Raw genomic sequence first — 22,589 nt, forward strand, 5'->3', positions numbered from 1 at the left:
TAAGTACAGACAATCATGGCCATTTTTCGCGTATTCTTTTTTCTATTCCTTGTTGTAAGTAGTTATCTGTCTTCAAATGCCAACGCGCAGCATATCGAGCAGCTCTTCGATGAAGAAAATACGCTAGATTTATCAGGCTCTTTGTATTTTCTATTTGAAACCGATTATCAGCTTACCATTAGCGATGTATCCCGAAGGCGTAATGACTTCCTTATGCATCCCCATGACAATCCTAACTTTGGATTTCGTAATAATGGCATGTGGCTACTGACTTCTGTCGCCAATGTTTCTAATGAAAAACACTGGGTATTTTCAATAAATTTCAGCCAACTCGACAGTGCTGATTTCTATTTGGTACAAAACGGCAGAGTTATAAAGCAAAGCCATCAGGGAAAAGCACAAAAAGAACAGCGTTTTCGCGTTCCTACCTTCCGTGTCGAGTTGCCTAATAGCGACCCTGTCGACCTTTATATACGCGTTGAAAGTCGCTCGTCTAGCTTGATTGCACCACTTCGAATTCAGGCAGAGCCGCTACATAGCAGCTACTTTCAAATGGACAGCTTGCTCTGGGGCTTTTTCTACGGTGGATTGCTTATTCTCGCAATTTATAACCTAGCACTGTTTATAGGTGTACGGGAAAAAAGCCTGATTGCCTATGTTGGCTATATCGCTGCAGTTATTTTGTGGCAGTTTGTGTGGGGCGGACATACACACTTGCTGTTTAGTCAGGGGCTTCCTTCTTGGCTCGTTGGGCATTCCGAGCTCATATTTGTCATAATTGGTATGAGCTCAGGCTTCTTTACCAAGACGTTTTTAGAAACCGAAAAGCACTCCCCTATGGCACATCCAGTTATTAACTTACTGTTGGTTTGCCAAGCATTAACAGGGCTGATGTGCTTTGTCGACCTGTTGCCCTCGATTTGGAAGAATAACCTAGTATACGGCGTTGGCCTTGTGGCGATATTGAGTTATATATACGCTGGATTCGAAGCATTTTTCAATAAGTTTAAGCCAGCGCGCTACTTCATTTTTGCATGGAGCATGCTCGCCACCGGTGCGATTATAGGCATGCTAAGCCTCATCGGTATTTTACCTTCCAACGACTTCACCACATATTGTTTCCAGGTAGGCGTTTTTCTTGAAGCGGGCCTTTTTTCATTTGCCTTAATGGAGAAGAGCAGAGGCCAATTAGAGAGTGAAGTTGAGCAGGCCACTAATGACTTACGCAATAACATGGAGCTTATTGAAGAGCAGAATGCCCGCTTAGATATAGCCCGTAAAGATGCGATCAAAGCCAGTAATGTTAAATCTCAATTTCTGGCCAACATGAGCCATGAAATTCGCACGCCACTCAACGCTATCTTAGGGTTTAGTAAAGAGCTAAACAATGCACCGCTACCCACTGACCAGCAAGAGCAGGTCCGAATTGTGAACACTGCAGCCGATAATCTGCTGACAATCGTAAACGACATTCTCGATTTTTCTAAAATTGAAGCAGGTAAACTGCAAATCAACAATCAGCCTTTTTCGCCCAATAAGCTACTCGAAGAAATGGTCACTATCATGGCGAAATCTTCTCACAGTAAACGCATTGAATTTGTATTTGATTTGCACCCGCTCCCTGAGAAAATAATCGGCGATGTGTTTCGTATTAAGCAGGTGCTCAATAACCTATTAAGTAATGCACTTAAATTCACATCCAGCGGAACTATTACACTTTCGGCAAGCGGGCGCACGCTTCCTCACGGCATTCACGAAGTTAATATCACCGTTGAAGACACAGGCATAGGGATAAGCCGTCAGGATAGAAAAAAGCTATTTAACGCCTTTTCTCAAGTAGACGATGCCCTTAATCGTAGTTACCAAGGTACAGGGTTGGGGCTCGTTATCAGCCGAGAACTGGTTCGCTTAATGAATGGTGATCTAACGCTAAAGAGCGTATTGGGCCAAGGGTCTACGTTCAACGTTTCACTTCGCATGAACCAATTAAGTCAGAAATATGCACTTACCAGTAGTGACGACTGGAAAGGTAAGAACGTGGTTATTTTCGACCCTGTGCCTGCAACTCGTCGCTCCAGCGCAAACATGTTGTCTACACTGGGGGCGCAGGTGACTTCTGTTGAGTCACTAGCTTACTTGACATCACTTAAAGGCAATTATGATTTCTTTATGGCAACCGTGCCAGTAAGTAAGATAGGGTTAAGGGATACCTATTTAAGCCGTTTCGTACAATTCGCTGCACAAAAGCGCATACTTTGGTATTCCGGTCCTGAACCTTTTTCACAATACCCAAGCCTGTCACAACACTTCCATTCCCAAGCGCGCATGCCAATGACACTTACTAAGTTAGATAGTTTGGTACACCATCATAGAGTGCCAGTTAAAAATGCCATTCAAGAAAAAATCTGTAGTTTACCAAAAGTTAAGATTCTTGCTGTCGATGACATGGAAATGAACCTCAAGCTTCTGCACACGTGGCTCGATAACTCTCCTATTGAACTTACCACTACTATTAATGGCCAAGATGCGGTCAACCAATGTCAAACTCAAGAGTTTGACTTAATTCTAATGGACGTGCAGATGCCGGGCATGGATGGACTGCAGGCCACCCGTGAAATTCGTAAATCGCCGTTAAATATGGGCACACCTATAGTGGCAGTAACCGCGCATGCTTTTAAAGAAGAGCAAGAACGACTTCTGGCATCTGGTATGGACGATTACTTACCAAAACCTATCGAAATTGAGCTACTCATTACTCTTATTAATTCTTGGTGCCACAATATTGAGCCTAGTGAAATTGTCTTTCCGTCGATTGATTGGCCGTTAGCTCTTAAGCGAGCCAATCAAAATCAAGAAACGGCAAGAGAAATGTTAAACGGCTTTGTTGCGTTGCTGCCTGAAACTATCGAGACGCTTTCGACTCTGTGGGACGACCAAGATTACAATGAACTTAAGACCGAAGTACATAAACTGCACGGGGCGTGTTGCTACACGGGTCTACCACGCTTACAACATTTAGCCTATGAAACGGAAAGCGCTCTTAAGCTAGGTCAGCACAAGCTAGTCGAAGAAAATTTACCCGCCCTTATCGCAGAAGCCAAAAAAGTACTTAATGAAAGTAAAATGAAAGACAGCGCTGACTAAGTAACGAACGATAGCCTAACCGCTCACGCTGGTTCCGCTAACGTCAGAAGACTGCCTGGCCTGTTGACACTGTGCAATAAGCCTAGCGAACTCGCTGGCATCCCTATCTAACTCTGAGCTCGCGATAAAAATATCATACCCAAGGCGCTTTCTTAGCTCTACCATACGATGTGCCAGCATAGCTTTAATGCCTTTAATAATGGTCCCGTCTTCCATAACGTACTGCTTATCGTCAAACATAGATTGCTCATAACAGCTTCCAGAAGCGCAATTCTCATCTGTGTTCTGCATTAGCAATGGTCGCTGCTCCATTAATAAATGCGTAGCAAGCCGTGGTGAGATCGTATTGAGAAAATCCGTGTAACTTTTGATTTTGAAACCGATGGTTTCAAGGGGAATGTGATCAAGCCCATGGCGAACACGTGGACAGTCTGCGCGCAGTAGATTATTCCAGTGAATTCGCCAACTGCCCAAACGGTGATGATAGGTAATATAATCTTTGGCTATTTCCAAACTGTAGTCAGGCTCACGAATTTTAAAATACCCTACCAGCAAACACACCAGCGCGGCACTTGTGATAAAAATCCCAGCTAAAAACAGCCAGTCAGGAAAAAATGCTAACCATAGGCCCGCAACACACAAGCCTATACAGCCTAGTACCAAGCTGGTTAGACCGTTACTTTTCGAGGCTGCTCGAATATAAATTGGTTCGACACTAGTACCAGACATAAAAATACACCACCAACATAATTACGGCCCAAACGATATAAAGTCTCGTGCGTTTGCACTTCACACAGTCAGTTTGCCACCAACGCAAAAGAGGATTTGATTTTCGCATACGCTAAATTATCCAAATTTATACGTGGGTTAAAAAGGGATAGTTTAACCGTAAAATTATGCCAATGTGTGACTTCTATAACGGTATCGCTGAAAGGCCGCCACTATAGTTGGTGTAAAGACTAACGACAAGATTACGGAGAATCCTACTCCACCGGCCAGCACCACGGCCAATGGCGGCCAAAAGCTACCTTCACTGAACAATAGCAAAGGAATCAATCCGCCTACCGTTGTGAACGTAGTCGACAAAATATGGCGGCTACAGCTCATCGTTTCTTCAACAATGGCTTTTGTATCTCCCTGCTTTGCTTTGGGGTTCGCATTAATAGCAGCAATGACCACTATCGAACCGTTGATTGCCACGCCAATAAGGCCAGCACAACCTAGCAGCGGGTTAAATCCAACCGGCAAGCCAGATATCCAAAGACTGAACATTCCCAGCCCTACAGAAAGTATTGCCACTAATCCGATTACACCCGCCATGCGCAAGCTGGTAAAAGTCAGAATGAGCGTGGTTACCATAAGAACCAGCAGCACCGGTGCATAGGTCGCTAATTTACCTAATGCTTGCTGCTGCTCATCAGCATCGCCAGCTAAATGAATACGATATCCTTCGGGAAGAATTAATCGACTTTCGAGCAGATCTCGCAAATGGTTGCTTGCATCAATGGCCGGAACGCCAGGAAGCAAAAACGCCTGAATACGATTAAGTCTTTCGCCATCAAGACGCGTGATACTGCTGGTTGCAGGCTGCAGCGTTAAGTTTGTTACCGCTGCAAGCGGCGACCAAGAAATAGCATTATCTCCTGCAACAGGTATTGGCATGGCGTCTACGCCCGTCACATTTTGCCTGTATTCCTCATCTAGCCTTACGCGCACTGGGATTTCTTCCGTGCTTTCCAATACCGAACCGCCGGTAATACCCGAAAAGTTAACTTGCATTTGGTTGGCAAGCTCAGAGAGCGTAATACCTAAATAAGACAAGTTGTCACTGTCAGCATTTATTTTGAGCTCTGGCTCACCCATCGAAACGCTAGTAATTGACTGCGAAATGCCGTCGACTTCAGACATTAACATGCGTACTTTGTCACCCAAATCATTCAATACATTTAGATCGGGACCGAAAATCTCTACCTCAACAGGCGCCGCAATAGGCGGCCCCTGCCCAAAGGCTCGCACTACAATTTGTACTTCTGGATACGCGCTATCAAGCTCTTGTTGTAGTTTGCCTACTAATTCAACGGCATCATCTACCGTCTGTGTCGACACTACCGCATTGGCAAAATAAGGCATGTTGTCTCGGGTCATCATCTGGTTGTAATACACTGACGGCGCAGAGCCCCCGACTAACCAACTAACTTGTTTCACGCCTTGCTCACTGCGAATAGCACTATCTATTTTTTTAACATAGCTCGTTGTGTTGTCGATGCTGCTCCCTTCTTTGGTCCACAGGTACACTTCGAACTGGTCTCTATCTGCACTTGGGAAAAACACATTTGCCAAGGTGCCCGACAATACAAAACCAGATAAACAAAGGATAGCAATAACCGGTAACACCCAAATTGGCTGTTTAACCCATCTACCCAATTGCTTTTTAAAAGCGAGACTGAGCTCTGGCGCTTGTAATCCCACTTTCCACCACGCCTTCGATGCTATTTCATGCTGCGAACTATTGTCGTGCTTTGGCAAAAATCGGGCGGCGAGGGCTGCAATGATAGTAAGAGAAATAAACAGCGAGCCAATAAGCGCCATCACCACGCTAATGGCAATCGGGCCAACAAAGTCACCAATGTTGCCGTCTAAAAGAAAAATGGGCATAAAGCCTAAAATGGTGGTGAGCGTCGAAGCCAGTAGCGGTACGAATAGATGTGAGACACTTTTAGCCATGGCACCTACTCGCGTTAAATTAGGATCTTGTAAATTAATGCGAATTTCATCGGTAATAACAATGGCATTATCGATAAGTAAACCAATGGCGATGATCATGCCAAAGATAGACATTTGGTGAATTTGTTCGTTGTAAAAGCTTAAAGAGAACAACGCAAAGGCGGCGCATAATGGGAGTGCCAGGCCCACAATCCACGCAGCACGAAACCCCATGAAAAGTAGAATAACCATCATGACAACGGCGCACCCCATAAGCAGGTTCATCGATAAGTCAGCAAGTCGGGTTGCCGTGTATTCATTTTGTTCAAACGCGACGGTAGCGGTCAAAGTTCCGCTGAAATCTTTATTGAATTGCTCAACCACCGCTAGCGCATTTTCAGTCCATACATCAGAGCGCAGCGAGGGCTGCATACGCGCTGCCACAAATATGGACTCTTCACCGTTTAAGAACGCCACTTCGCTGCGGGGGGTAGTGAAGCTGCGTTCAACTGTCGCAACGTCTTCTACCCGTAAGTAGCGGCCTTGCTCGTTAACTAAGGGAATTGAAGCAATCATGTTCACGCCATTTAAGCCCTCTCCCACTGTAAAGCGCAAATTACTTTGCTGGGAGTTAAGCATACCCGCAGGTAATTTGGGGTCGGCGCGGCTTATTAAGTTGCTTACTTGCTGTAAGGTAAGACCCGTTGCAGCAAGCTTAATAGGGTCGATATTGACGCTAATTTCTTCCTGCGGTGCGCCGTATACACGTACTAGCTCAGTGCCGTTAACGTTTCGCAGCCTGTCTGTAAGTTCTTGAGCCAAACGGGCGGTGAGTGTAATAGGGGTATTTTCAAAGTGGTCCGCTCGCACAGATAGCAATAAAGTGAACGCTGTCGCGCCGCGCTTTTCGTCGAAAACTGGCGCCATGGCTCCTTCAGGGAATGACTCAGCGGCAGCGCCAATGGCATCGCGAATTTCACTGAATAGTTGTTCGTTGCTTGAATTGTTTATCCAATCCTGAGTTTCTATGAGAATGATGGAGATGCCAGCACGCGACGTGGACTTCACTTCCTTGATTTCAAATATTTCCCTAAGCCTGTCTTCAAGTACATCACTCACCAGTGCCTCTACCCGTTCCGCCGACGCGCCTGGGTATTGAGTAATGATTAATGCGTTTCGCGTATCTATTCGCGGATCCTCAATACGCGGCAGAGAGCCTAATGCTGACAACCCTGCTGTGACTAGCACCAGAAGACTCAGTATGAGTAAATGCCCTCGTCGGTAAAATAGGGTATACCATGGATAAGATTTATCTGAGCCGAAGTTAAAGGACTTCATTAGCGTGCCCCAGCTTGATGTTGACTAGGGATTGATACCATTTGGCCAGGTGCGAGTTTGTGTGTACCTTCGCTTACGTAAACCTCTCCATCTTTAAGCGCTCCGCGCACAAACGCGTTGTTTCCGTCGGTATATACAACCTCCACTACACGGGCTTCAAGAGTGGCGTTTTGCTCGTTTGATAAAACAAATACGCGCCACAAACCGCGTAACCCGTTGCTTAGCGCGTTAACCGGCAGCCAACTTCCTGTTTCAGAGTGAGAGCGAAATCCAGACAAAATAGCCATATCACCGGGGCGTACCCGCTCATTACTATTCAATGTCACTAAAATATCAATGGTTCGCGTTTGCACGTTGCGAACAGGTAAGCGTTGCGAAACAGTACCCGCCACATCAATATCCCCGACGCTAACCAGCACCGGCTCATTAAGGTCAAACTGATCCACAACATCGGCAGGTACCGCGAAACGTGCCTGATAATTCTCTATGCCCGTAATTCCAAACACGGGGGTTCCAGCGCTAACTACACTGCCTTCATCAAAAAAGCGTCGATTGACTACGCCATCGAAGGGAGAAATAAGGGTGGTTTTTTCTATTTCTACATTCAGTGATTCAAGGGCGGCCTGCATTTCACTAACTTGTGCCTTAGCGACATTGAGACTTGCCTTGGTTTCGTCTAGTCGCTGCGCTGATTCTAGCTTTTTCTCAACCAACGACGTGGTTCTTTCGCTGTTTACTCTAGCAAGTTCAAGGTCGGCGTTTGCACGCTCAAGTGAGGCTTGAAGCTCACGTTTTCTGGCATTGAGACGCTGAATATCTTGACGGGCTAGAACATCTCCCTTGCTTACTACATCGCCCTCTTCAACAAGTAATGTATTGACTTGCCCTGCCATATCGAATGAAAGCGAAGTGGCCCGCGGGGATTCGATTAGCCCAAAAACATTGATTGGAGTTTCAAAGCCCGATTGAATTTTGACTGTTCCAGTGGACACTGCAACGGGAACTCTTGCCTCTGGTGTTTGTGTCGCATTGCCAAGACCTGCTGTCATCAAAAGAATGACCAACGCTGCAGTAAAAACGACAATAGAGATAATAAGTGAGAGTTTGCCACTTTTAGAAGGCATCGTTGCAGCAGTCATAACATTTCCTTTAACCAGTTTAGCGTTTGCTATGGGCTATATTTGCACACTTGTTGTGCTATGCTAGTATATAAATACTAGACCGTCCAGTTTGATATTTAAATATTCGTCAATAAAGTGAGAATGTACGTGGCTACCACTCGAAAACAAGGCCGACCCAAAAGCGAAGAGAAATACCACCTTATATTGCATGCCGCGTCTTGCCTGTTTTTAAAAGATGGGTTTGCCAATACATCTATGGACACTGTGGCTAAAGCTTCGGGTGTGTCTAAGCAAACTGTCTATTCTCACTTCGAAGGAAAAGATGCACTCTTTAAGGCGGCAATCTCATCGAAATGCAGATCATACCAACTCGACACGCAACAACTTATCAATTCCACTTCAGACTCACTCTCGCTGTTAGAATGTTTACAAAAAGTGGGCTGTCAGTTTGTGCGATTACTACAAGATCCTGAGGCCATTGCTATCTTTCGAGTAATTATAGCTGAAGCAGTAAATAGCCCTCATGTAGCAACACTTTTTTATCAGGCTGGCCCAGAAGCGTCCCTCTCTACATTAAGCGATGTCATAGAGAAGTTCGGAGAAGGCAGCTTAAGCCGTGATATCGCCCAACAGCTGGCAGTAGATTATTGCGCTCTGCTTAAGGGGGAGTATCACACCATGATGCTGTGTGGAATACAGCCTCCGCTTCAAGACGAAGCCATCACAGCCCACGTAAATAGCGCAGCGGAAAAGATCCTTTTACTCTTTACCCACTATACTCAACGACGCAATTAGTCGACATCTGCGCACGCGCGAGCTTGCGCTTTGATTTGTAAAAAGCCCTTTTCAATAAAAACGCCAGACTGAGAAAAACGTAAGGCAAGATTAACGTTGCGCTAATGACTTAACCCCAGTGGTATTATAAACTAGCGCCGTTTTCGTTGATGATTGAGAAGCGCATGTCTGACTTTACCGGTAACCACATTCTTTCGGTTAATCAATTCGATCGCGAGGCTATTGAGAACGTATTCTTAGTTGCCAATTCCATGCAACCCTATGCCAAACGACAAAAGCGCACAACCGTGCTAGACGGTGCTATTCTCGGCAACCTTTTCTTTGAACCAAGTACCCGTACGCGAGTTAGCTTTGGTACCGCATTCAACCTGTTAGGTGGCGAAGTTAGAGAAACCACCGGCATGTCGAGCTCTGCACTGGCTAAAGGTGAGTCATTGTACGACACTGCCCGCGTGCTGAGCGGCTATTCTGATATTATTGCAATGCGACACCCTGCGGCGGGCTCAGTGGCAGAATTTGCCGAAGGTAGTCGTGTACCGGTTATCAACGGTGGTGATGGTGCAAACGAACACCCAACACAAGCCCTGTTGGACTTATTCACGATTAAGCGAGAGCTTGAATACAATGGCCACGGCATTGACGGGTTGCACATCGCCATGATTGGTGATTTGCGCTATGGCCGAACTGTGCACTCTTTATCTCGCTTGTTATGCTTGTTCAAGAATATTCGTTTTACGCTAATCTCGCCCAAAGAATTGGCCATGCCTCAGCCCATTATTGACGCCATTGAAAATGCGGGGCATCAGCTTACCATTACCGATACCCTTGAAGGTAATATGGATGCGGACATTTGCTACCAAACACGCATTCAGGAAGAACGCTTTCCTTCTCAGGATGAGGCCAACAAATACCGTGGCAAGTTCCGCCTTAATCAGTCGATTTACACGAAACATTTTCAGTCGAAGACCGTTATCATGCATCCACTTCCTCGAGATTCGCGTATGGAAGCCAACGAATTAGATAACGATCTAAACCTTAATCCAAACCTTGCCATTTTTAGACAAACCGACAACGGTGTACTTGTTAGAATGGCTTTGTTTGCGCTTACTCTGGGTGTAGAAAACCTTCTCACCAAGTACGAGCGTGACGTGGTTTGGTACAGCAATAAGAGTAAGTAATTACATGCAAAAATCTGAAGCCCTATTTACCCGCGCCCAAAAAACCATTCCTGGTGGCGTAAATTCACCTGTTCGCGCTTTTAAAGCGGTAGGCGGTACACCCCGCTTCATCACAAAAGCTGATGGCGCATACATGTGGGATGCGGATGGCAAGCAATATATTGATTATATCCAGTCTTGGGGCCCAATGGTTCTAGGCCACAATAACGCCCAAATTCGCGAAGCGGTTATTGAGGCGTCATATAACGGCCTGTCTTTCGGTGCACCTACTGAAGCAGAGGTGATCATGGCCGAGCTGGTTAGCGAGCTGGTTCCATCCATGGAGATGGTGCGAATGGTGAATTCGGGCACAGAAGCCACCATGTCAGCGATTCGCCTGGCTCGCGGCTACACTAGCCGAAACAAAATCGTAAAGTTTGAAGGCTGCTACCACGGCCACGCCGACTCTTTGCTGGTAAAAGCAGGTTCAGGCGCACTAACCCTTGGTGTGCCAAGTTCACCAGGAGTCCCAGCAAATGTTGCTGAGCATACGCTTACCGTTGAATACAATAACCTAGACAGCGTAAAAGAAATCTTCGAAGCCCATGGTGATGACATTGCGTGCATTATTGTTGAGCCGGTCGCTGGCAACATGAACTGCATTCCGCCTGTAGAAGGCTTTCTCGAAGGACTTCGCGCTATTTGTGACCAATATGGCAGCGTATTGATTTTTGATGAAGTGATGACCGGCTTCCGCGTATCTCGCGGCGGGGCGCAAGAGCGTTATAACATCAAACCAGACCTTACTTGCTTGGGTAAAGTGATTGGCGGCGGCATGCCAGTGGGCTGTTTTGGCGGCCGTCGTGACATAATTACGCATATCGCACCAACAGGGCCAATTTATCAGGCTGGCACGCTTTCTGGTAACCCAGTAGCAATGGCGGCAGGTCTTGCTGCTTTAACACAAATAAAGCAGCCGGGACTTTACGATTCAATTTTCGAAAATACGCAAACGCTAGTGGATGGCTTCCAAGCCCTTGCTGACAAACACAACATTAGTCTAACTACTAATATTGCCGGCAGTATGTTTGGGATATTCTTTACTGACGTAGAGAAAGTCACAAACTACAAGCAAGCAATTAACTGTAATACCGAGCAATTCAACAAATTCTATCACGGTATGCTAGAGCAAGGCGTTTACTTAGCACCTGCATCTTATGAAGCGGGCTTTGTTTCTAAAGCGCATGACGCTGCAGTCATTGAGCAAACCCTTGCTGCAGCAGATAAAGTGTTCTCAACGCTTTAATTCGCTCACGAAAAAATAAAGGCACTGAATAGTGCCTTTTTCGTTTTAAGTTTCTGATAATTTTGCCTGCTGCCGAATAAAGTTAACGGAAGGCGCGAAAAACGCAGCACCTGTTTCAGCGCTGGTAAAATCTAGCCATCTGTCATAATCGCCTTCGCCATTGCCGTATATTTGGCTATGGAGCATCTGTTTAAAAGGCCGCGCACTGGCGCTGCAACTCACAAAGAACAACCCTTGAGAGGCCATATCACCGTATGGCATGCCTTGCTTTATTAGTCTAGGCTCATCACCATCGGGAGCAACGGTACTTGCTCTTACACAGTGCGATGACTCAGACTGTTCGCTACTTACCAGATTGTGTTCTTGTGTGGTGCCCATCACTTGTTCTTGCTGGCGACTTGAAAGGCTATTCCAGCGCCTTAAGTCATGTCGATAGCGTTGTATGTGGACATAGCTTCCACCGCTAAAATCAGGGTCATCTTCACCAATAATGCCGACTTGTCTACGCTTCATTCCACGTGGATTATCTGCGCCATAAAGAAAACCATTGAGGTCACGGCCATCTAAGTACCTAAACCCTCTTATCTGCTCTACCAGCTCAACGTGAATGCGCAGCAAATCCATCACTTCAATGCCAACCGCATGGCATATATCCAGCCTATCCGCGCGAATTTGTATGAAAAGGTCGCAAGGCATGGTGGGAGCACTTCTGTCGTCACACTGCATATCGGGAAAAGGGGCTAGCTCAACAGGGATAAGACCAGGGTATACCTCAGCCCAGTAACCGGTGCCAATAGCGACAACGCCCGTTACCATGGCCTCGTAGTGCTCATTCTCAAAATGCTCAAATATATCCAGCACGCGCGAGAGTTTAGCCCGCACCGCTTGGCTATCATCATCAATTACGTTCAGTAATAAATACTGTGCATGTAAATTTGGCTCAGCGCAGAGGCCTTTTTGTGGTTGTGTCATTGCCGCTCTTGTTGTTATTAACGCCTTGTTCTGACGTTTCGCTGCTTGCGATCATTCGCCGCGCTTTGTTGTGCGAACCTTATCGTAAAGTGTAGCGGCTGCTTCAAACTTTGAAACCCTTTAAAGCGAAGCAGCAAACGGGGAACAAATTAACTCCGCCGCCTATTATTTACACTAGTGTGCTTAATAGCCCGCGGCTTGTCCATCTTTTCGCGTTTCTGAAGCGCCAAAATAGACACCTTTCTGCTCGTCCCAAGCGATGGCCTGATAGCCACCGAACGCGCCTACCACGCGTTGAAGCTTATGCCCCCGCTCCATTAGCTCTCGCTGAACGGTTTCACTGAACCCTGATTCTAAGCTCACATAGCCACCATCAGTCATCAACGCGCCCGTTGGGCTACTCGACCCACTGTGCAGTATGCGTGGAGCATCCCCCGCTTCCTGCAGATTCATTCCAAAGTCGAGAATGTTTACAATAATTTGTGCATGCATTTGAGGCTGAGTTCCACCGCCCATCACGCCAAAGCTCATCACCGGCTTACCGTTTATTGTTACAAAAGCCGGGATAATGGTGTGAAATGGACGCTTTCCCGGGCGATATTCATTAAAGTGCCCTTCTTCAAGCGTAAACATCTCACCTCTATTTTGAAGAATAAAACCTAGCCCTGGAGGTGTCATGCCTGAGCCCATTCCGCGGTAGTTACTTTGAATTAAAGACACCATATTGCCCTCTTTATCAGCAACGGTCAGATAAATGGTATCCCCTTCATAAATACCCGCATCAACGCGATTCGCTGCGCGTTCATTATCTATGAGCTTCTGACGCTTAGCCGCGTACTCTTTCGAAATTAGCCAGTCGACTGGAATATCGTTGAAGTCTGGATCCGCATAGAACTTAGCGCGATCTTCAAAGGCGAGCTTCTTGGCTTCAACAAAGGTATGGATGTAGTCTGCTGAGTTAAACCCCATTCCTTCGATATCATAGTGCTCAAGCACATTAAGAATCTGTAGTGCCGCTATGCCTTGTCCGTTGGGCGGAAGTTCCCACACATCATACCCCCGATAGTTAGCAGAAACGGGCTCTACCCACTCCGAGGTATGCGATGACAAATCCTGGTATGACAAAAAGCCGCCTTGAGACTTCATGTAAACATCGATAGTGCGTGCGATATCGCCCTTATAAAAAGCATCTCGCCCGCCTGTTGCAATCTTTTCATAGGTCACGGCTAACGCAGGGTTTTTAAAAACATCGCCTTTTTGCGGTACTTTCCCGTCGATAAGAAAAGTCTCTGCGAAGCCGTCATAGTGACCAATTCGCTCTTGATTCATCTGCCAGTAATAGGCAATGACTTCTGAAACAGGAAACCCCTCACGGGCATATTTGATAGATGGCGTAAGCAGCGCAGACATGGGCAGCTTGCCAAATTTTTCGTGTAGTGCAAACCAGCCATCTACAGCGCCAGGGACAGAAACTGGTAGCGGACCAAATTTTGGAATTTGATGCAAACCACGCTCGGCAAACACAGCTTTAGTTAGCTGCCTTGGAGAACGACCCGAGGCGTTTAAGCCGACTAACTTTTCTTCTTTTGCATCCCACACTATAGCAAATAAGTCGCCGCCAACACCGCTTCCTGTTGGCTCCACTAAACCTAACATGGCATTGGCTGCAATGGCGGCATCGACCGCGCTGCCGCCTTGTTTTAAAATATCCAACGCCACTTGCGTAGCTAATGGTTGGCTTGTTGCTGCCATGCCGTTCTTTGCAATAACTTCTGAGCGACTTGCAAAGGGATGCCCCGTTATTCTGTCATAGCCCAAACAGCTGATACTAAAGAAAGCCAGTATCAAAGGTAGAAGTCGCACACTTGCAATCATAACCGTCCTTTTACTAAAACGTTGCCGATAATAAATCTAGCGTTAGTCTATCGATTTATAGTGTAGCGTTATTGTCACATTACGCCTAGGCTCTTTTCCTAAGCTCAAAAATGGTCATAAAACACATTGCATGAAACGAAAAAAGCCCCGCATTAGTGGGGCTTAAACGAAGTAATAAGGCATTATTGTTATTGTTGTTTCGTTGCCTAATCGAGACTCTCTTACGAACGGCTGCTTGTGAAGTCTGGGTATGCTTCCAGACCACATTCGCTCATGTCTACGCCGTCGAATTCTTCTTCTTCGCTCACACGTACACCCATAACCGCTTTAATTACTAGCCATACCACTAGGCTCACTACGAATACCCATACAAAGATAGTCGCTGCACCAATTAGCTGACCAGAGATGCTTGAACCATCGTTAGTGAAAGGTACAAGGATAAGACCTAGAAGACCAACCACGCCGTGAACTGAAATTGCGCCCACTGGATCGTCAATCTTAAGCTTGTCTAGTGCAACAATGCTAAGCACTACTAAAATACCACCAAGGCCGCCGAACAAAGTAGCTTGTAATGGTGTAGGAGTTGAAGGCTCTGCTGTAATAGCCACAAGACCGGCTAGTGCACCGTTAAGTACCATAGTTAGGTCAGCTTTACCGAATAGAATGCGTGCTACGATAAGTGCAGCAATTGCACCACCAGCAGCTGCAGCATTTGTGTTCATAAATACAATCGCTACTGAGTTTGCACTTTCAACAGTTGCAGTAGCCAGCACTGAACCGCCGTTGAAGCCAAACCACCCCATCCACAGGATAAATGTACCTAAAGTTGCAAGCGGTAAGTTTGCACCTGGAATCGCGTTTACTTTACCGTCAGCGGTGTATTTACCCTTACGAGCACCAAGCACAAGAACACCAGCAAGAGCAGCAGCTGCACCAGCCATGTGAACAATACCTGAACCTGCAAAGTCAGAGAAACCAAGGTCGCCAAGCGTATACATACCGAATACTGCTTCGCCGCCCCATGTCCAAGCACCTTCCATTGGATAGATGAAGCCCGTCATAACAACTGCGAACGCTAGAAATGCCCAAAGCTTCATACGCTCAGCTACCGCACCAGATACGATAGACATTGCTGTTGCAACAAATACTACTTGGAAGAAGAAGTCAGCAGAAGGTGCATATGTTGCTGGCTCTTCAGCGACACCTGTTGCGCCATCAGCCATGATACCGCTTAGGAATGGACCCCAGTCGCCGCCACCGTACATAATGCCGTAACCGCAAATCATATACATAGTGCAAGCGATAGCGAATAGCGCCACGTTTTTAGTTAGAATCTCTGTGGTGTTTTTCGCTCGAACAAGACCAGCTTCAAGCATCGCAAAACCTGCAGCCATCCACATAACCAGTGCACCGCAGATTAGAAAATAAAAGGTATCTAGCGCATACCCAAGTTCAAAAGTGATTTCCATTATGGTTTTCTCCGCAAATATATCGTTGTGGCTTACAGCGCGTCGCTATCCGACTCACCAGTTCGAATACGAACGGCGTGTTCAAGGTCGTAAACAAATACCTTGCCGTCTCCAATTTTGCCTGTTTTGGCAGCGCCAACGATGGCTTCTACCAGGCGCTCTACTTGATCATCCTGAACAGCAATTTCCAGTTTGACTTTAGGTAGAAAATCCACCTGATATTCCGCTCCGCGGTAAAGTTCAGTGTGTCCTTTTTGACGTCCAAAGCCCTTCACTTCGGTCACGGTCAAACCGTCGATACCGATTTCTGAAATGGCTTCACGAACATCATCTAGCTTGAACGGCTTGATGATCGCTGTGACTAGTTTCATGAGTTGCTCCCAGTTTGTTTTGGTTATTCTGTGATTTATGTTCGTGTTTCCAACTATGGGAAGATAAACCAAGAGCCATGCCACAAATGATTAGCCAAATAAATCAAATACATACAAGCAAACGCTTCATGAACGCACTAAAATAATGCACACTAATGGTGCACTGTTAAAAATTTGCCCAATTTTGAAGCGGTATGAGGTTGCGGTAAGGTGAGAGGACTAAAAAGTGCGATGAAATTAGGATGGAACTATTCGATAGGGCCCATGGTCTGTTGTTTACTATGACAACTATCACCCCATCTTTCTTTGCGCCTGAGCGCAGCATTGAACACCATTCCGTTGCAAAGAAAACGGCGTGGCGCCCACTATTAATTTCGGGCTGTGCACATGTGTTTGGGGTCATCGTAATGGTCATACTTTCTCAAATGGGCATCAACAACCAAAAAGCACGAGTAAATGTTTTGGAGCGAACGCCGGAGATAAGCGCCAGACTGTACTATCCCCCCGTTCCACGCCCTCCTGCCCAAGCTAAACCACAAGAAACTAAACCAATCGATGTTTCCCCTAAAAGGCAAGAAATTGAGTTGAAGCCTGACGCAACCAAAGCTACTGAAGCACTTGATAGTAAAAATGAAATTGTAGAAAGCCCTGCGCCCAAGCAACAGAAAAATGCTGAGCCCGATACACAGCAGGTACCCATTGAAAGTAAGCCGACTAATACACTGCCGTCGCCCACTTTATCAAAAGACGCAAATCGGCGCGCAGGCTCGTTGAATCTGTCGGTAAAAGATGGCGCGGCCCTCTACTTTGAAAAGTATCACAGTGACAAAGTCGCTGAAGACGCAGAACAGGCAGCAAAAGCATTTCAAGAGCGTAAAAATAGTCCAGTGCTTAGCGGGCCAAGCACACAGCAAATACAAGCTAATGAAAATCGACGCCCTTCAAAACGCGTAAACTGTAGCAGTACAACCAATACAGCTTTGGTGATATTGAGTGGGTTTGGTGGTGGTACTTTAGAATGCACCAAAATGGACGATCACCAACGATTTATAGACGCCAGAGTCAATAAACTTCCTAAAGACGAAGAGATAAACTAGCCGTCTCTATCAACTATTGACCGCATATCAGGTAAAAGCACCAGTTTAGTTACTTTCTTTTGAAAAACTTAGGGGGTCGCCCGAAATACGCTTTAAACCGTCGGCTGAACGCTGCAACATCTTCATACCCGGTTATCTGGGCTATTTCTATCATTGGCGTATCAGTATTTCTAAGCAGTGCTTTGGCCTTCTCCATTCTCACTTTCACGAGATAGTCTCGTAAACTAAGTCCAGTTGCGCCTTTGAAACGTGTTTTGAATTGTGTTGTTCCCATGCAAGCAAGCTCAGACAGGGCTTTTAAAGAGTGTGAAGCGCTTAAATCAGTGTGTATATGACTTATTACACGAGTCATACGCTTGCCTGTACCATTTCCGACTTCGCTTTTTGCTAATAACACCTGAAATAAATCAGCCACTTCACGATGACCATAATAAGCGTAATGCGTTAATTGCACTTCGACAAAGCTCAAGAAAGTCAGAAGAGCAGAATTAACTTGGAATATAGGCGTGCGTTTATCTTGCAACTGCACTGGCACAGTTAACAAGTCAGCTACCACGAACTTAGCATTTTCATTTGCGCTAAAATTGTGTTCTTCGTGGGGAGCAATACACACACCTTCTCCCACGCCAACATTCCCTGAAAAATAGTCTTGTTTTATCTCTATATGCCCGTTAATAGGCAATACCAACTGGTAATAAGGGTGGGCATGACTCCGTGCAGTTCTGGCATAAGAACGAATAGAAAGTGAGGGCAATGCTGTCGCTTCATTTATTTTTCTATTGTTACTCACACTCATTCCTGCCTTCTATTTGATGTCACACTATTCATAGGTTGCCAAAGGTAAGATGCTGCGCGTATTCTTGGCAAACTGCAACCACTTATAGCTTGCCTACTTGCTATGTTGGTGAAGCATAAAAACCGCATACTCTATAACAACGAATACAAGGAAAATCACTGTGGCCGCCGCTAACTTACTTGCCCTACTTGATGATATAGCAACGTTAATGGATGACATCGCAACCATGTCGAAAGTCGCAGCGCAAAAAACGGCGGGCGTTTTGGGCGACGATTTGGCGGTGAATGCCGACCAAGTTCAGGGGGTTAAAGCAGACCGAGAGCTGCCTGTGGTATGGGCCGTAGCAAAAGGCTCACTTATCAACAAAGCCATTCTAGTTCCTGCAGCGCTAGCCATAAGTGCTTTTGTTCCCTCACTTATCACTGTGCTATTAGTACTGGGCGGGTTATATCTGTGTTTTGAAGGTGCAGAAAAACTGCTGCATAAGTACCTCCCTCACGAGGATGAAGAAAAAACACGAGAAGCCAGAATAGAGGCACTTACCCATGAAGATGTGGACATGGTGGCTTTTGAGAAAGATAAAATTAAAGGTGCAATACGCACTGACTTCATACTGTCTGCCGAAATTATTGTAATTGCATTAGGTACTGTGACCGATGCAACGCTTACCACACAAATTGGTGTGCTAGTAGCACTAAGCTTAGCCATTACCCTTGGCGTTTACGGGCTGGTAGCGGCATTAGTTAAAATGGACGATGTGGGTCTTTACATGCTTCGCAAGTCGCTAACAGGGTCTATGAACACTCTTCAACGATTTATTGGCAGAGCGTTATTAGTTGCCGCGCCCGCACTAATGAAAACCCTCGCGGTAGTAGGTACTGTTGCTATGTTTTTAGTCGGTGGTGGTATTCTCACACACAGCATTGGCTTTTTGCACGTTATTACCGACTGGTTTACCGCACTTATCCCAGACGCATCGCTGGTTATGTCTATACTTGCTGATGGTGTTGTTGGTATTGCTGCTGGTGTGTTCATTGCGCTAGTAGTGACAATGGTTTCACAATTTAGAAGTAAACCGTCCTAGACCTATTCACTCTTTTATACATTGGCGGCGCTGCTCTTTTTTATAGACTAGCGCCCCTATTTCTGACCTTTCTCATGGCCACCAGTGTCGCTGCGCAAATGTTAAAAAATTTGTGTTAGTCATTTTGACCACCTCTACATTAAATTCGCTAAATTTTAGTATTTCTTTAATTCCTTAATTTCACCCTTATTTTTTAAACAAATTTAAAATTCAATAAATTCATGCACTTACCGCATTTTTACAAGTTGGCACATCCCTCGCTATAAACTAATTGTTAATTGATAACGACTTATTATCGAAACCTTTAGCAACATGATAGCTGCCACGCAGTATGTTCAAGTGCAGTGTCTAACTTAATTTTTGGAGATTACTATGTTTATCGGTCGCAAAACTTTCACTGCACTAACTTTAGCAACTAGCGTATTGAGCGCATCAGCGTTCGCTGACGACACTCAGAACAACATTGTTTCGCATACAGATTTTATCGTTGAAAGCGCCATGCATGACGTAAAGCAGAACTTGGACCTAGGCGTGACTTATGACGTGTTAACTGCAAGCCATACGTTTGAGCCAGAAGTAGAAGAAGCAAATGCATTGGTTGCAGACATCACTATTACGCCGATTGAGCCTATCAGCTCAGACGATAACGACGCATAAGGAGAATGCACATGTTAACCGCCGCAACCCTATTTATGGTGGTACTCGGACCGGTTATTGCGTTTGTAGTCAGTGCGCTGGTGTTTTCAACAGCGCGCCTATTCCTTCAGAAAGGTCACTGAAAACGCAATAAAAACAAATAGGAACCTAACCGACTACCGCTAAAAGATTTGCCTTCCCTGGGCCTTTTACTCCAGAGGGAGATAGAAAGCACGGACTGTATCCCAGCCAAGTGATTGTGTTTTCTATCTTCTTACTGGAGTTTTTTATCCGAATATACGCTCCCACCAGCTTTTATCATTCTTGTTGCCATTTTTGTCTACAGGTTCGCCTGAGCAATCTTGTTGGGGCGGAGGAAGCACATCCAAAATAGCCGGTACACTTAAACTACCCCCACACCCGGCAACAACAACCGCGCCAGTTTGGGCGTCAAAATGTGCGATCCCTAAGCCTTTCGGGAAACGCCTTGATAATGACTTGGGTGACTGAGACTTCATATAATTAATAAAGACGGGTAAGGCACCCGCTGCTCCGGTCAAATTAACAGGCTGGTTATCATCGTTGCCTACCCAAACCGTAACCACATTGTTTCTATCGAAGCCGCTAAACCAACTATCGCGATAGTCATCGGTGGTGCCCGTTTTACCGGCCATATTCACATTGCCAAAATTCCAACCAATGCGTTTGGCTGTGCCATCCGTGGTAACCTTATACAATGCATAATTGAGAAGGTAGGTTGCCGCTTCATCGGTACGCTGAGCAAAAAACTCCGCCTTTTTCCAAAGTAATGCGTTGTCAACGGTAACTACTGAGGTCACTGTGTGCAGCGGGATATAGCGCCCTTCGTTCGATAGCGTCTGATACATTTGGTTGGTGCTAAAGGGGGTCAATTCAAAAGCGCCCAGTGTCAATGACGGGACTTTATCTACAGGTGTAGTTACTCCTAGTCGCTCTATCGTATCGGCTAACGCATCAAGCCCGATTTGCATGCCTAAATTAACCGTTGGCACATTCAATGACTCCACAAGCCCTTGTAGTAAAGGCACCTGCCCTCTGAACGCTTTATCGTAGTTTTGTGGCGACCAGGTTTTTCCATTTCGACTTTCAAGGGTAATCGGCTCATCTTTTAGCGGTGTTGCCAAGTTAAATAGTGTAGGATCCTCTAATGCGGTTAAGTAAACTGCAGGTTTGATCAACGAGCCAATAGGACGCTTAGCGTCAAGCGCACGGTTGAAGCCCTTAAACGCAAAGTCTTTTCCGCCAACAATAGCGCGTACTTCACCACTTGCGCTGTCGGTCACTACCATCGCGCCTTGTAAAGGCACTTTTTTATCTTTTTGCAAACCGCTTAGTGTATCCGACAATGCGCTTTCAGCGCGGCGTTGAGCCACGATATCTAGTGTTGTAAACACTTTTACGCCTGAGTCTCTCAAACTAGGTTCTGCCAGAATTTCATTGAGCTCTCTACGAACTTGCTCCATAAACGCAGGGTGTTTGCCGCTTGCTAAACTTGCACCACTGGCTAGCCCTAACGGCATGTTCACAAAGCGTTCGTATTCTTGACGGCTGATTTCATTTTCATCAAACAACATACGCAGCACCAAATCACGACGTTCTTTCGTGCGCTCTGCATACCTGCGGGGGTTGTAATAAGATGGACCTTTTATGATAGCAACCAGCGTAGCTATTTCGGGCGTACTTAGCTCTTTGGCGGGTCGGTCAAAATAGAAATAGCTGGCAAGCCCGAAACCATGCACGGCCATGTCGCCGTTTTGACCTAAGAACACTTCGTTTAAATAAGCTTCAATAATTTCTGATTTGCTGTAACGGGCGTCAATAATCACCGCCATAATGGCTTCTTTTGCCTTACGCACTATTGAACGCTCACGGGTTAAAAACATGTTTTTAACCAGCTGCTGCGTTAGCGTGCTGCCGCCTTGAACCGTTCGACCGGCGGCAATATTAGCCACTAGCGCTCGCAATATTGAAAGCGGTGCAACACCATGGTGATTGTAAAAATTTCGGTCTTCCACCAGCGTCAGCGCTTTTGGCAACATTTCGGGAATAGTATCTAACGTCACCAGCATGCGATCTTCTTGAGAACCGCTTGCCATGCGCGTCACTAACCAAGGCTCTAATTTGGCAGAACCGTATGGGCGGCCTTGAGATTTATCATAAATTTCCCCGATACGCGCACCTTCCCACGTTATTACTAGATGACGCAAAGGCTCTGCGCCTTCAGGAAACTGAAATGCACGGCGCTGTACATTCAGCACCTTATTTTGATAGCTATATTCACCGCTACTGTCGGCAAAAGTAACCTTGCGATAGCCCAGCAAATTAAGTTCATCAATAACTTCTTGGGGCGTGATCTCTTCGCCTTTGCTAATTTCCAACGGGCGCGCAAAGATTTGCGCAGGCACTTCCCACTTATTTCCAGAAAACGCATGCTTAATTTGTGCGTCCAGATAAAAAGCATATGCTCCAAGCACGACAAAACCAATTAATGTCAATCGCCAGAACAACTTAACAAACCAAGAACGCTTGGCTGAGCTTTTGCCCTTACTCGATACTTTGCTTTTAGAAGATGAATTGTTTTTTGTCTGTCTTTTTGCCACGTGAAAACGCCATGAAGATCACTGTTGATGACATCGCAGTCATTGCGATATGGATTTAACGAACATCTGTAAAACGTTAGCTTTGA

At 45.9% G+C, this 22,589-nt stretch carries 16 protein-coding genes; 7 read left to right on the forward strand and 9 right to left on the reverse strand.

Annotated elements, in window-relative coordinates; all coding sequences use genetic code 11:
- The first annotated feature begins 15 nt into the window (after positions 1-15).
- Entirely contained in the window at positions 16-3,144 is a 3,129-nt protein-coding gene (locus V7R42_RS17125) for a hybrid sensor histidine kinase/response regulator (RefSeq protein WP_334021541.1), read from the forward strand.
- A 15-nt stretch (positions 3,145-3,159) separates the two neighbouring features.
- Here the strand turns inward: V7R42_RS17125 and V7R42_RS17130 are convergent, their stop codons facing one another.
- The 3 genes from V7R42_RS17130 to V7R42_RS17140 form a co-directional block, all read right to left on the reverse strand.
- Complete coding sequence (locus V7R42_RS17130) at positions 3,160-3,873, reverse strand: DUF2982 domain-containing protein (protein WP_334021543.1); 714 nt, start codon at positions 3,871-3,873, stop codon at positions 3,160-3,162.
- Positions 3,874-4,038: 165 nt separating this feature from the next.
- On the reverse strand, positions 4,039-7,185 hold the full coding sequence (locus V7R42_RS17135) for an efflux RND transporter permease subunit (RefSeq protein WP_334021546.1): 3,147 nt from the start codon (positions 7,183-7,185) through the stop codon (positions 4,039-4,041).
- Positions 7,185-8,324 (reverse strand): efflux RND transporter periplasmic adaptor subunit, encoded by a 1,140-nt coding sequence (locus tag V7R42_RS17140; RefSeq protein WP_334021549.1) that lies wholly within the window; start codon positions 8,322-8,324, stop codon positions 7,185-7,187. Before V7R42_RS17140 ends, V7R42_RS17135 begins: the two co-directional genes overlap by 1 nt.
- 123 nt (positions 8,325-8,447) lie before the next feature.
- Between V7R42_RS17140 and V7R42_RS17145 the strand changes: the two genes are divergently transcribed.
- The 3 genes from V7R42_RS17145 to hemL all read left to right on the forward strand — a co-directional run bounded on the left by V7R42_RS17145 (position 8,448) and on the right by hemL (position 11,564).
- Positions 8,448-9,101, forward strand: a complete 654-nt coding sequence (locus V7R42_RS17145) for a TetR/AcrR family transcriptional regulator (RefSeq protein WP_334021551.1) — start codon at positions 8,448-8,450, stop codon at positions 9,099-9,101.
- A 164-nt stretch (positions 9,102-9,265) separates the two neighbouring features.
- Complete coding sequence (locus V7R42_RS17150; RefSeq protein WP_334021553.1) at positions 9,266-10,279, forward strand: aspartate carbamoyltransferase; 1,014 nt, start codon at positions 9,266-9,268, stop codon at positions 10,277-10,279.
- A 4-nt stretch (positions 10,280-10,283) separates the two neighbouring features.
- Positions 10,284-11,564, forward strand: a complete 1,281-nt coding sequence (hemL, locus tag V7R42_RS17155; protein WP_014948008.1) for a glutamate-1-semialdehyde 2,1-aminomutase — start codon at positions 10,284-10,286, stop codon at positions 11,562-11,564.
- A 45-nt stretch (positions 11,565-11,609) separates the two neighbouring features.
- On the opposite strand, the gene V7R42_RS17160 is transcribed toward hemL, so the two are convergent.
- The 4 genes from V7R42_RS17160 to glnK form a co-directional block, all read right to left on the reverse strand.
- Entirely contained in the window at positions 11,610-12,536 is a 927-nt protein-coding gene (locus V7R42_RS17160; RefSeq protein ID WP_287498091.1) for a Dyp-type peroxidase, read from the reverse strand.
- Positions 12,537-12,719: 183 nt separating this feature from the next.
- Positions 12,720-14,411 (reverse strand): gamma-glutamyltransferase, encoded by a 1,692-nt coding sequence (gene ggt, locus V7R42_RS17165; RefSeq protein ID WP_334021557.1) that lies wholly within the window; start codon positions 14,409-14,411, stop codon positions 12,720-12,722.
- Positions 14,412-14,632: 221 nt separating this feature from the next.
- Positions 14,633-15,880, reverse strand: a complete 1,248-nt coding sequence (locus V7R42_RS17170) for an ammonium transporter (protein WP_014948004.1) — start codon at positions 15,878-15,880, stop codon at positions 14,633-14,635.
- Positions 15,881-15,912: 32 nt separating this feature from the next.
- Positions 15,913-16,251, reverse strand: coding sequence for a P-II family nitrogen regulator (glnK, locus tag V7R42_RS17175; RefSeq protein WP_012516988.1), 339 nt, complete (start codon positions 16,249-16,251; stop codon positions 15,913-15,915).
- A 281-nt stretch (positions 16,252-16,532) separates the two neighbouring features.
- Between glnK and V7R42_RS17180 the strand changes: the two genes are divergently transcribed.
- Positions 16,533-17,348 carry a hypothetical protein gene (locus V7R42_RS17180; protein WP_334021560.1) on the forward strand — a complete coding sequence of 272 codons (816 nt, stop codon included), beginning with the start codon at positions 16,533-16,535 and terminating at the stop codon, positions 17,346-17,348.
- 49 nt (positions 17,349-17,397) lie between these two features.
- Here V7R42_RS17180 and V7R42_RS17185 read toward each other — a convergent pair whose 3' ends face one another.
- Positions 17,398-18,138, reverse strand: coding sequence for an AraC family transcriptional regulator (locus V7R42_RS17185; RefSeq protein WP_334021561.1), 741 nt, complete (start codon positions 18,136-18,138; stop codon positions 17,398-17,400).
- A gap of 166 nt (positions 18,139-18,304) precedes the next feature.
- Here V7R42_RS17185 and V7R42_RS17190 point away from each other — a divergent pair, with 166 nt between their 5' ends.
- Complete coding sequence (locus V7R42_RS17190) at positions 18,305-19,228, forward strand: DUF808 domain-containing protein (RefSeq protein ID WP_334021562.1); 924 nt, start codon at positions 18,305-18,307, stop codon at positions 19,226-19,228.
- Positions 19,229-19,600: 372 nt separating this feature from the next.
- Positions 19,601-19,885 (forward strand): hypothetical protein, encoded by a 285-nt coding sequence (locus V7R42_RS17195; protein WP_049588555.1) that lies wholly within the window; start codon positions 19,601-19,603, stop codon positions 19,883-19,885.
- A gap of 266 nt (positions 19,886-20,151) precedes the next feature.
- On the opposite strand, the gene mrcB is transcribed toward V7R42_RS17195, so the two are convergent.
- Positions 20,152-22,503 carry a penicillin-binding protein 1B gene (gene mrcB / locus V7R42_RS17200; protein WP_334021564.1) on the reverse strand — a complete coding sequence of 784 codons (2,352 nt, stop codon included), beginning with the start codon at positions 22,501-22,503 and terminating at the stop codon, positions 20,152-20,154.
- Between the last annotated feature and the right edge of the window lie 86 nt (positions 22,504-22,589).

The sequence above is a fragment of the Alteromonas sp. S015 genome, from assembly GCF_036864485.1.
In the GTDB taxonomy this organism is placed as follows: Bacteria; Pseudomonadota; Gammaproteobacteria; order Enterobacterales; family Alteromonadaceae; genus Alteromonas.